This is a genomic window from Virgisporangium aurantiacum, from assembly GCF_016863635.1.
Classification (GTDB): Bacteria; Actinomycetota; Actinomycetes; order Mycobacteriales; family Micromonosporaceae; genus Virgisporangium; species Virgisporangium aurantiacum.
Map to the genome: position 1 here is coordinate 130,423 of NZ_BOPG01000071.1, position 11,381 is coordinate 141,803.

The following is an 11,381-nucleotide window of genomic DNA, read 5'->3' on the forward strand; positions in this document are numbered from 1 at the left end:
GTTATTACCCTTCGCGGGCAGCTCGATCACGATCTGTTTGTGGCCCGGGCGCGTCGTCGACACGACCGTGCTCGGCGAGCAGGTCGACCATCCGGTCGGCGGCGGTGGTGTCACCTGCGTCGGCCAGCGGGCGTAGGAGTGGGACGGCCTCGTCGATGCGGTCGTGTTCGGCGAACAGGTCTGCCAGCAGACCCACGGCGGAGGTCGTGCCGCTGTCGCGCGCGGATTTGCCACTGTACGTGCGCGCAGGCGCCGTTCGGTGGCCTGTCGATCAATTCCACGATCGGGCCATGAGGGGTGTTCGCCTACGCGGGTCAGCGGTCCTCCGTTCGAGGACTACCCGGCACCGCCTGGTACCGGGCCCCGCTTTCGATATGTCGTGACCATCCACAGTGGACGCTGAGTAAATGATCTTCCACGCGACTGGTCAGCCCCATATGGGGGCGAAGTCACCCCGTCGTTAGACTTTCAAACAGTACGAGCGTTCGGGCAAATCAAGTGCCCGGTCGCGGTCGACACATCGATCGATGTAAACAGAAAAGGCCAGCTGAGCTGGCCTTCTACAAAGTCGGGACGGCCGGATTCGAACCGACGACCCCTTGACCCCCAGACTTGAAACGGATTCACTGCTGGGTGTTGCTTCGTGTCGGTGGGTGTCCTCACATCCAACTGACCTGCTGATACTACCACTGCTGCGTATTTGCCGGTGTTGCTTTTATGGCGCCTCATCCACCGCGGGTTGATCTCCGCTGTGAGCTGGTTCGTTAGCGCGTCCGGTCAAGTGTCGCCCATGTTGCTGTGTCCGAACAGGCCCGGCCTGGTCTCCCATCGCGTCATCTGAGGAGAGCAGATCGGCGACGTGCACGGCGGCTTGTCGGCGGCGTTCTGCGTTGACGCGGGAGTAGTAGCGCATCAGCGTGGACGGGTCGTGACCGAGTCGCTCGGCGACCTCGGCGATTCCATACCCGGCGTCCAGCAGGCTGCCGGCGAGCAGATGCCGGACCTGGTGTGGGCCGATCGGGCGTACGCAAGCCGCGACGGCGAGCTGGTTGAACCGGCTGCTCACGGTGTCGGGCCGCAACGGTTGCCCACCACGTCCGGTGAACATGTACCCCGACGCCCGTGCCGCCTTCGCCCACAGCCGGGCATCGGTCAGGGTCTGGAGGGTGACCGGGTCCAGGAGCAGGCTACGGGTGCTGTTGTGCGACTTGGGCGGCTTCTCCCGCACCTGACTCGTCGGGTCCTCGACCACCCGTTGCCGACGCACGGTCAGCGTGGCCAGGTCGGGTTCCAGGTCCGACCATTTCAGTCTGCACAGTTCCCCGCGGCGTAGCCCGGTGGTGAGCAGCAGCCGCCACATCGGGTGCAGCCGGTCGTCGGCGACGTGGTCGAGGAAGCGGCGGGCCTCGGACAGCTTCCACACCGGCCGCACCTCGTCTGCCTCGCGTGGCTTGTGCGCACCTAGGGTGCGGCCAGTCTGTTCTCCGAATGCTTTGGCCAGGACCAGATTGACCGTCCGTAGCGTGGTACGCGAGTAGCCGGCGGTCTCCAACTGCAGGTAGGCGCGTTCGACCATCCGGGCGCTCAACCGCGATACCCGAACCCGACCCACATGCGGATACGTGAGGCTGAGCAGCCAGCCATAGTTGTACACCGTGTTCGGCTGCAACTCCTGCACCCGGCCGGTCAACCAGTCCTCACACACCGACTGCACCGTGTCCGACAACCGCGGTCGACGCCGACGAGCGTCGCGCTGCCGGCTCAGCCTCCGATACTCCACGAGGGCCGCCTTCTCGGTGGCAAAGCCGTTGCGTCGTGCCTGCATCCGCACCCCGCGACAGTCCCGTCCGAGCTCTACCCGGAAGCCGAACAGCCCGGTCGCAGGATCCCGCATGATCAGATCGGTCTCGGACATGACAACCCACTCCCGGCCAACCGTTCGCGCCTTCGAATAGGGTTCCTTGCTTCACCTCCATCGCAGCACCGGCCGACACCGACCACCACGGACATTCCCCCTACCGGAGGAACCCCCGATCGGGTGGTCCAACCTGGCCACAGATGATCCGGTCTGGACGACGCCCAGCACAACCCAACGGCACGAGCCGACCGAATCTCAACCCACCACCGCGACCGGCGAGCCGACCCATCAGTGCACTCTCAAGCCGACGTGTGCGCACGTGATCCTAGGTGTCGAGGTTGGTGCTCGGGCGTTCGGCGACCACGGTCGGCCTCGACCGGTGGACGATTGAGAGCCTGGCCTGTTCCGCCTTGGCGGAACAGGTGGACGCGACCGGTTCGCCGGGGCGGCCTCGTGGGAGCCCCGCGGGCGTCGACCGGGGTTCGTCGTTTACGCCGCCGCCGGCAGCGCCGGTGACCGCGTGGCGTACTCGGTCATCGGAGAATTGAGGGTTTGCCGCGGACGTCGTGGCCGCACCCGTGACCACGGAATTTCCGCGGTACAGCATGTGTCGTGGATCCGGTCTGACCATCCATGGGCCGGGTGGTCAGTTCACCGTTGCCGGTCGGGTTTCCCACATGGCGGCGACGTGGCGGGCGTCGGTGCCGCAGCAGCCACCGAGGAGTGCGAGGTTGGGAAGTTGCGACCGCAGTCGGTCGTGGGCACGGGCCAGCTCGACCGGGTTGCCCTCGTCGAGTTCGGTGGCCGCGTCGAGCTCGGCGTGACTGAGGGTCGAGGCGTTAGCGCGCAGTCCCACGATCCGTGAGCGCCAGCCGCCGTCGGTCAGGGCAGGTGCGATGTGGTCCGGGTGAGCGCAGTTGACCATGAAGTAGTCGGGTGCGGCTTCGGCGTCGACGGTGGCGATCGCCGTCGACAGCGGTGTTCCGTCCGGGAGTCGTCCATCTCGCTCGACCGTGAACGACACCGCCACCGGTAGCCTGGCGGAGCGTGCGGCGCGGACGATGCCGATCGCCTCGCCGGTGCAGGTGAGAGTGAGCGCGGTGACCAGGTCGGCGCCGGCTTCGGCGAACGCGTCGATCTGCGGTGTGTGGTAGGCGGTCGCGTCGGCGGGGTCGACGTCGTCGCCGGCGGTGTAGCCGTCGCCGCGGGGTCCGAGGTTGCCGCTGACCAGCAGCGGGTCGAGACCGGCCCGGTCGCGCAGCTGTTGGAGGATGACCACGGCCTGATGGTTGACCCGTCGTAGGTCGGCGGCCGTGTAGCCGAGCCGGTCGCCCCAGTCGCTGCTGGCCCGCCACGTCGGGGTCTCCAGTTGCAGGCCGGCGCGGGCCTGCTTGGCGATGTTGATGTAGGGCTCGTAGTAGCGCCGGAGCAGGTCGCGTCCGCGGTCGTTGTCCAGGAGGGGGAAGGCCGCGAACTCGGGGAGGCCGACGCCATGGTGGTAGATCAGGTCGGTTTCCAGGCCGCCGTCGGTGACCATCGGCTGCCCGGACATCTGCGGTAGCGCTGCCATGTCTCGCCTTTCTCGTACCAGACTGTCTGGTCTGGTTGTAGCAGACCAACCAGTCTGGTACAACCAGGGCGTGCCACGAGACGGCAACCCGACACGTGAGCGGATCATGCGCGCCGCCGAGCGGCTCATGACCGACCAGGGCTACAGCGCTACGTCCGTCGACCAGGTGATCGCCGAGGCGGGTAGCTCGAAGGGCGCGTTCTTCCACCACTTCGCCTCCAAGACCGACCTCGCATCCCAGGTCGTCGACAGGTACGTCGCCGCCGACCTGGCCCACCTCAAGGCCGGCCTGGCCGCCACAGCCGGGGTCGACGACCCTGCGGTGAGGGTCGTCGCGTTCCTGCGCTTCTACGAGGACGGTGCCGACGGCCTCATGGCCGAACAGTCCGGTTGCCTGTACGCCACCGTCCTCGCCGAGCGGGAATTCACCGGCAGCGACGTCAACCGTCGGGTGGCAGCAGCCGCTCGCGTGTGGCGCGACGCCCTGGTCGACCTGCTGCGACCGGCCCTGGCCGGCCGCCGGTCAGCCGCCGGCATCGATCTGCACGCGCTGGCCGATCACCTGTACACCACCTTCGAGGGCGGATTCATCCTGTGCCGCACCCTCGACAACCCCACCGCGATGCGTGCCCAACTACGGATCTACCGGCAACTGGTCGAAGCCCTCCTCCGCGACGACTGACACCGAGTGACACCGTCCGGCACAGACCGCGCGGAGCCAGATGTTCGACCGCCGGACGGCAGGCCGGCAGGCACAACGCCGGGACAGAGTGTCCAACATCGGGTACCGCACGACGGGGAGTCGCCACCGGGCGTCGAGCGCGCGCTGAAGCGCCGACCGTGCACGTCGATCATCGAACCGCCCGTCACCCTTCCGTGCCCGCCGTTCGGGTGATGTCGGACCGGCTGAGCGCGCCATCATGCCGATTACAGTGCGTCTGATGGCGGCTGGTGTTGGTCGCTGTCCCGCTTGGCGTCGACGCTGTGGCCTGAGAGAAGCGCCGCACCGCCGATCACCTTGTGGATGCAGCGGAACGGCGTAGTCACGTCTGCGGCGTTCGGGTCGGGCCGAAGCCGCCCGTGTGCGGCGTCGGTTCAGCAAGCGGGGCCTGGCTGGCGGCCGTATCGGCGAAGTACGGGGTATTCCGGTCACCCTGCTGTTCAGGAGCGCCGACCCGGACCGTCCGTCATTGTCGGACGTCGTCCGCCGTTGCGCCGTTGTCGGTTCACAGGGTCAAGGTCGCTCGGTGCAGCGGAGTCGGACGCACGAGCTAGTGCGGCGAGTGCTCTGCACGGGTCTGGGCCGTGCCGGGCCCGACCCGGATAAGCAGCTCCTCGACGAGCGCGGCCCGCTCCGCCGCTGTACCCAGGTGGGTCACCGAGTGGTCGGTCCCATCGACGGCGCGCACCACGACGCGGGAGTCATCGTCGGAGAGCCGCACCTGGCAGATGTCGGCGACGGTGACCCGGTTGGGCTCCGCCCCGGGGCTGGCCGGATGGTGCCGGATCCACCACAGGTCCGGCCCTTCGAGCCACGCCCTGTCCTCCCATCGACGCAGGTGCGCGAGGCTTGAGCGGAGCCATAAACCGCCGCCGAGAAGGAAGACGACGGCCGGGAGGTGAACCATGACGAACCCGGCCACGTCGCCCATGTCGGTGATGGGGGAGGAAGATTCCAACGACATGATCCCCGTCGGGGCAACGCCGTAGCACAGCCCGAGAAACATCCAGCACAGCGCCGCCGCTGGATCCCCGCGCTGGTGGAGTCGGCGCCGACGGTCTCGCGGTTCCTGCATACTCCACCGCGTCGGGGTCGTCATTGACGTAGTGTGGCCGCGCGGTCGACACACCGCCAGGTTTCACGACTGCCAGGGCCGCACCACACGTGGTCGGCATCGATACCGACGTCCCCGACACGGACCGCCGACCACTTGATCAACGCACGACCTACGGCAGCCCCGGCCGCGCGCACATTTGCCGCATTCCGCTCGTCATCGCCGGTGACCGCAGGCGACGCTTGCCAGCCGTCCGGCCGATGAGCGGGAAGGTGATCGTGCTGGCGCACACTGGTCTGGAGGAGCGGGAAGGATCGAGAGTGTCCCGCGTTGGGCTAGTCGAGCTCATTGAGCAAACGCATGCGCTCCTGTTCGAAGGTCGGAAGTAGTGCCGCTACCCCCGCTGGGAACTCGTCATGGCTTTGTGGGTGCTGCGACGGGTACTGAGCCGGAGGACCTGGGCGCGTGGATTTCTGTACCCAGATGGCGAACGCGTAGACGGCTACGAGATCGTCAGCCTCCAATATCGTCCGTTCTTCGCCGTCGATCATCAAGTCAAGAATCTGTTGGCTCGCGTTCTCCAGTCGGGCAACAGCCCTCGCATCGTGATCGCCGCTGGTCCGCGCGGCGGCTTCAAGCAAGATGCGCATCTGGTCACGTATGTAGTCCTGATTTCCGGCCATGTGGGAGATGGTGGCAGCCACTCCAATCAGGTGCCAAGCCGACGCTCTACAACTTGATGGCGCAGAGCCGCATCTGAGTAGCCGCGATCAACGCGGTGGGCCATCGCGGCCGCCGATCGAGCGTGTGGTCGCACGGCCACGGCTCGAATTCTGCCATCTGGTCGCCTGCGGATGGCATGACCTTTTTAGGCCCGCCGGAGAGGCAGCTCGTGCGAGGCCATCCCAATCGACGCCTACGGTGCTGCGCCACGCGGGTGAAGCCGAAGACGGTGTGTACGTCGTCGGTGTCGGGGAGAGCGCCCGATCCGGATGCGTGGTCGCTGCTGTTCATGGTGCGCGACGAGGAAGACGAGGACGCCGACAACGGACAGCTACCGCCGGCGGCGCACAGATTTGCCGCGGATCGGGTGCTGGCAGTTGCCAAACTTCACGGGTCAGCGCATGCCCGGATCTTCCGGCTGATCGAGCCCGAGAACCAGGGAGTTGCGGTGGCCGGTGCTCGAGCCGTGCGCCGTCGACGGATCGGTAGGTTCGCCACCCTCGGGCCAGACCGTGATCGCTCGGAATCGGAATCCGTCTTGGTCAGTGGCCTCAGCGTGGAACAACACCGGCTGGCCGGGCGTCAACTGGCGGTACCCGCCCATCTCGATCGCAGAGAAGTGGACCCAGCAGCCGCCAGGAACGTCTGGCCCATCGACCACGCCCCAACCTTCCTCAGCGCGAAAGGCACGAACGACACCTCGGCTCATCACGGCCTCGAGTCTCTCAGGCCGTCCGAGAGCTATGCGCGATCTCAAGGATCGCCGAGATCACGTGAGCTCTTCTGCCGCCTTCCGCTTGCTGCAGCCCGGCCGGGCTGGCTTGCTGCGTGCGCGATGATGCAGACTCGCTGGGTGCCGCCACCACTTCCCGTCCGCCGAGTCCGGTTCGAGGTCCGGCCATGGGGCAACGGCCGGGATCCGGAGCGCGAGCTACTGCCTTACGTCGACGATGTCAGCCTGGTCGAGCTGATCTCGGGCTATGAGCACGCCGCCGGCTTCGACGTTCCCGGCGCGTACGCCGGCCTCGTGCTCGACCGCCTCAACGTCGGCGATCTGACGACCTATCTGCTCGGGCGACCCGACTCGGCCTACTGGACGAAGGTAGGCCCGGTCGCGCTCCTTGGCTGTGACTGCGGCGAGGTCGGCTGCTGGTCGCTACAGACTCAGGTGCTCATCGACGACGACCGCGTGACCTGGCGCGGCTTCAGCCAGCCCTTCCGCCCACAACGCGACTACGGATCCTTCGGCCCGTTGACGTTCCGCCGCAGCCAGCACGAACGCGCCGTCCGCGACACCGCAGACGCTGCGTCTCAGCGTTGACACATCCACGGATCAGGCAGCGCGTCGGCCGCCAGCTCACAGTGCGTCCGCCCGGGCGGGCTGGAAGCTACACCAGTTCCAGGAGGACATCGTCTTCGGATTCTGTGCCGCCTGGACCGTGATCACGAATGATGTGAACGATCTGATCGAAGAGCGTCGGTCCCTCAGTACCCACCCGTCCTCGGACGTGTCGAAGCCGCCTCGGAGGATGTCGTTGAGGGCATCCAGGTTCCCGTGCCACGAGTAATTGTCGAGCAACCGCGTGAACTCGCGGGCAACCCCTCGAAGTCGCAGAACAAAGCGCCGTCGATGACCAGCACCGGACGATGACCACTCGGCTTGCTCACACCGTCAATAACGATGTCGGAATCGACGAGACTTCCCACCGCGGGGTCGGGCCCGCGCTCGGTCCCGGGACCTGCCGATCCCCTCCACGTGCTCGAGCATGGCCGGCAGGTTGACACCGAGTCTGTCGGCCAGTTCGGGGACCACCCCGTTCCACTGGATTCCGATGTTCGCGAGTTTCGATCAACGCACTGCCGCAAACCTCGGCGAGCAAGCGTTGTCGGTGGGGTGCTTGTGGCAGGCGATCATCGTAGGGCCCTGACCCTCCGTCCAGGTGTTGGTCCAGTACTGCTCCACCTTCTGCGGCGTGCCCTCCGCGACGAACGGTTTGCCGTTGTCGTCTATCAGCTGTCTGCTATTGCTGTCATTCGCGTCGCGGTACCGCGCCTCGATCCGCCACGAGCAGGTTTCGGCATTGACGACCGCCTCAACCAGAAGGCCACCCGGCGACAGACCTTTGCCGAGATCGATCTTATGGTGATCGAAATAGGGCTCTCCGAAGTCGTCCTCATCGGTGATCGTCGGGCCCGCACCGGGCCTCGACAGGTCGAACATCACGCCAGGGCGCGGGCCACCGCCCTCTGGGACCAGCTGGACAACAGTCCGGGCCGTTGGCTGATGGCAGCTGACGTCGACGGCACCCATGTCAGTGATCGACAGTGCCGAACTCCTGCTACTGAAGATGTCGAGCTTGAACGCTGTCGCGGTGAACCAGCTGTAGTTGCCGGAACCGTCGGTGACCTCATCGGGGTCCTCGGTAGGACCACCCGCGTCGAGCTCACCGGTCGGCGTACGCAGCATTCGTCCGCCCCTGGGTCGGAAGAAGTTCCATGCGCTGACGAACGGATCCTCCTCGGCAAGCAAGCGGCCGAGAAAAGCTTCCTCTTCCGCGGTCAGTGCGCGATCCATAAGAATCTGTCCGAAGGGCGGAGCCTCAACACCGTAGTCTGCTACAGCGACGAACGGCGCCTGCTGCTGGTCGAACCTGTCGGCGGCATCTTCCTCGATCTGTACACGAGTTTCGGCCGTCAGCGCATCGGTGACGAGACCCCACGGCACTGCCAGTACCGCGACCATCGCCCCGATCGCCAGGACCGCGGATGCGGCTAGGATCCTTTGGCGGCGGGGCAACCGGCCGACATCGGGGAACATGTGGTTGGCGAGCCAGTGGCCGACGGAAGGCGCCGGTTCGGTTGCGGGCTCCGGCTGAGGAGGGTCCGGTTCCGCGGCGGGTTCTTGCCGAACCTGATCTTCTCCACCGTCGCCGCCACCACCTCCGCAAGGCGCGACGGGCGGGGGTGAAGTTTCCTCCACGTCCGTTCCTCCTTTCGAGGGATCGGCTCGATGCCAACGCGGCTGGCGCCGGCTCACGTACAACGCCGAAACGGGAGTTGAGGAACGGTGGCCGCTGCCTGTCGGATCGGGACAATCGTGCAGCTCCGTCGTGTCAGACCACCTCATTGCCCAGACCGACGAGGAGCCCTCCCAGACGGCGAGATCGGCGCCAGCATGATCGAACGGATCCCCGGTCTTGGTTACGACGCGTAGCTCGCTTCGTCGGGTAACAGGCGCGCACTCATGCTTGATATGCAGGTAATCCTTGTTGACCTTTAGCGTGTTGACGCTGGTGGGTCGCATAGAGAGGTTCCTGTATGTCTTGGAGCGATCTTCGTGTGCACCGGTCCCGGTCGGCGGCTGGTGATCTTGTTGTGCGGTTCGGTGTGGCACCCGGTTCGCCTTCCTCCTCGGCGGCGACACCGACGGCGCCCTCTTCGAACCCCCGCAAGCCTGACAACTAGATCAACTTGACAAGGATTACCTGCATAATGCCGATGTGCGGACATCCGATCATGAAGGTCGCAAATTCCACAGGAGATCGGGTCTGTTGACATCGATTTGAACCACAGATGAAGGAACCCAGTCCTTGAAGTGAAAGTTATCCGCGTGAGGCGCAAGGATGCGGCGACATCGGTTGCCGATGAGGTCGAGGGTGGGTGACTGCGCTTGGGGCGGCTGCGATTAGTACGTGAGGCGGAGCCTCCTCGATCCCGGGCATGCGCCTCATGGTCCGTAGGTCGCCGCATCTGGCCGCAGCCGGGGATCAGCTTCCGCGCTCCAGCTGATCGCTCTCTGTGCGGTCCTGAGCACCGTCGATCGGATTCTCGGCCACAGGAGCCCGCACCTCGACAGCGCGCGTCAACGCGTTGACGATCAATGTTTGTGCCGCCGGCCGAGCTGCTTCGGGCATCGTCGCAATGATCCGCTCAGCGGCCAGCATGCGTTCGACTTCAAGCGGGTGGGCAAAGAATGAAGTTACCTCACGGGATGAGCTGTCAGCGTTCCTGAGAACTGCGTTGGCGATGAATCCGGTCACCACAGTCCCAGCTGCGACCACCACTGAGGACGAGATTGCAGACGGCACGTCGCTGGCAAACGTCGCCACGACTCCAACCGCGAGCAGAAAAACAAATCCGCTGATCAGAGATATTTGCGTGGTCCGCCTGGCAGACGTGGCGTAATTGAGGACGAGCTGGTGATAGAGCCGCAGTTGAACCTTGTTCTGCCGCCAAAGATCCGGAAACTCCAGCGACAAGTCATCATCAGCTCCGGCGGATTCGATCTCGTTAACGAGTTGGCGATTCTCGAAGTCGCGGCGTCGCTCTCCGCTGATGTGCCGGTTCACCGCGTGTACGACACCGGCCACCAGACCGACGGCCCCTAGGTACAGAAGCCAAACCAGCCACATTTCGTCGTTTCGGTCACGGGCCGTCGCCTGCTCTCGCTGCGCCGCCCGGTACCGGTCGTTCGCCTGAGACGCGCGTGACAGGGCAGCGGGTAGCTCCGCTCGCGCTGCGTCGATCTCCTGCGCCGCGGCTTTGCGTGTTTCAACGCCACCGTACAGGCCAGGATATTTCTCGGAGCTCTCCAGCAGCGACTGCGCTTTCTCGATCCGGTTACGGACCACCAGCACAGCCGCATTCTCTTCGTCACTCTCGTCGGACGCTTGATCCAGTTCGACGCTGCTTAGCGAGAGTCGGTGAGAGCCAACATGAGCCTGCAACAAATAGCCGGCCGCCAACACCGCAAGGACGGCGACCGCAAGCCAGCAGATAAGCGCAAGTCGCCGGGTGGCACGCGCGTTGGTTGATTTGTTCCACTCGTCGTCCGCCGGATCTTGCTGAGGCTGCGGATCGTGATCCTCAGAAGTCACAATTACCCTCGATACGAATGATTTTGAGCGGCTTCCCCGCGACCGCACTTCGCGTAGCCGCAGCATAACGGAGCACAATGCATCGAAGGGCGCGAACGCTCAGTTCGCGTCATACCGCAGTGGTGTCCGCCCATACCGAGTGACCCCCGAACGAAGCAGGCGGCCGTGGACCCGAGACGCCTGGGCCGCGACACCGATTACGACGGCGATAGCTTCCGCGCAACGATCCACGAGATCACCATGCAACGACGTCAGTAGTCATTCCGCACCGTCATCGCTGAAGCCGCGAGGTTGGTGCTCAGATGCCACTTACAGGCTTCGATTGTCTCGGATCGGCACAAGATCGAGCTCGCTCTCCTGCCCCGAGTCACTCGCTGCTCCTCCCTTGCTCGGTGATGCGGAGCCCTGTCGAAGCTCGTCCGCCCGATCGATGGAGTCTTCCTCGACGTGGTGTGGTTGCGGATACCGGTGTGCCGCGGTTGGGGCTTGTGAGGGCGGGAGCTGCGGTGGCATGGTGATCGCCATGGTTGAGAGAATCGAGTCTTCCCTGCGCCGGTGAGAGTGGCCGATGAGCGCGG

9 protein-coding genes are annotated in these 11,381 nt (G+C 65.4%); 2 read left to right on the top strand and 7 right to left on the bottom strand.

Features of this window, described 5'->3' with window-relative positions:
- Nucleotides 1-4 precede the first annotated feature (4 nt).
- The 3 genes from Vau01_RS46865 to Vau01_RS46875 form a co-directional block, all read right to left on the bottom strand.
- A complete protein-coding gene (locus Vau01_RS46865; RefSeq protein WP_204007104.1) occupies nucleotides 5-196 on the bottom strand; it encodes a hypothetical protein in 192 nt (63 codons plus the stop codon).
- A gap of 519 nt (nucleotides 197-715) precedes the next feature.
- On the bottom strand, nucleotides 716-1,915 hold the full coding sequence (locus Vau01_RS46870) for a tyrosine-type recombinase/integrase (protein WP_204007106.1): 1,200 nt from the start codon (nucleotides 1,913-1,915) through the stop codon (nucleotides 716-718).
- A gap of 589 nt (nucleotides 1,916-2,504) precedes the next feature.
- Nucleotides 2,505-3,428: a homocysteine S-methyltransferase family protein gene (locus tag Vau01_RS46875; protein ID WP_239152426.1), complete on the bottom strand. Its 924-nt coding sequence runs from the start codon at nucleotides 3,426-3,428 to the stop codon at nucleotides 2,505-2,507.
- Nucleotides 3,429-3,498: 70 nt separating this feature from the next.
- Here Vau01_RS46875 and Vau01_RS46880 point away from each other — a divergent pair, with 70 nt between their 5' ends.
- On the top strand, nucleotides 3,499-4,110 hold the full coding sequence (locus Vau01_RS46880) for a TetR/AcrR family transcriptional regulator (RefSeq protein ID WP_204007107.1): 612 nt from the start codon (nucleotides 3,499-3,501) through the stop codon (nucleotides 4,108-4,110).
- Between the two features lie 589 nt (nucleotides 4,111-4,699).
- On the opposite strand, the gene Vau01_RS46885 is transcribed toward Vau01_RS46880, so the two are convergent.
- Nucleotides 4,700-5,107 (bottom strand): hypothetical protein, encoded by a 408-nt coding sequence (locus Vau01_RS46885; protein WP_204007109.1) that lies wholly within the window; start codon nucleotides 5,105-5,107, stop codon nucleotides 4,700-4,702.
- A gap of 431 nt (nucleotides 5,108-5,538) precedes the next feature.
- On the bottom strand, nucleotides 5,539-5,886 hold the full coding sequence (locus Vau01_RS46890; protein WP_204007111.1) for a hypothetical protein: 348 nt from the start codon (nucleotides 5,884-5,886) through the stop codon (nucleotides 5,539-5,541).
- A 254-nt stretch (nucleotides 5,887-6,140) separates the two neighbouring features.
- Between Vau01_RS46890 and Vau01_RS65725 the strand changes: the two genes are divergently transcribed.
- Nucleotides 6,141-7,247, top strand: coding sequence for a hypothetical protein (locus Vau01_RS65725; protein ID WP_444546054.1), 1,107 nt, complete (start codon nucleotides 6,141-6,143; stop codon nucleotides 7,245-7,247).
- Nucleotides 7,248-7,775: 528 nt separating this feature from the next.
- Here Vau01_RS65725 and Vau01_RS46905 read toward each other — a convergent pair.
- Both Vau01_RS46905 and Vau01_RS46910 read right to left on the bottom strand, forming a co-directional pair.
- Nucleotides 7,776-9,230 carry a hypothetical protein gene (locus tag Vau01_RS46905; protein ID WP_204007113.1) on the bottom strand — a complete coding sequence of 485 codons (1,455 nt, stop codon included), beginning with the start codon at nucleotides 9,228-9,230 and terminating at the stop codon, nucleotides 7,776-7,778.
- 463 nt (nucleotides 9,231-9,693) lie between these two features.
- The gene (locus tag Vau01_RS46910) at nucleotides 9,694-10,803 is read right to left on the bottom strand and encodes a hypothetical protein (RefSeq protein WP_204007115.1); all 1,110 of its coding nucleotides are present in this window, start codon (nucleotides 10,801-10,803) and stop codon (nucleotides 9,694-9,696) included.
- Nucleotides 10,804-11,381 lie beyond the last annotated feature (578 nt).

What these genes read in the sequence shown, in the direction of transcription:
- Vau01_RS46875 (WP_239152426.1), bottom strand. Translation starts at nt 3,428, where the DNA reads ATGGCAGCGCTACCGCAGATGTCCGGGCAGCCGATGGTCACCGACGGC.
- Vau01_RS46870 (WP_204007106.1), bottom strand. Translation starts at nt 1,915, where the DNA reads ATGTCCGAGACCGATCTGATCATGCGGGATCCTGCGACCGGGCTGTTC.
- Vau01_RS46890 (WP_204007111.1), bottom strand. Translation starts at nt 5,886, where the DNA reads ATGGCCGGAAATCAGGACTACATACGTGACCAGATGCGCATCTTGCTT.
- Vau01_RS46905 (WP_204007113.1), bottom strand. Translation starts at nt 9,230, where the DNA reads ATGCGACCCACCAGCGTCAACACGCTAAAGGTCAACAAGGATTACCTG.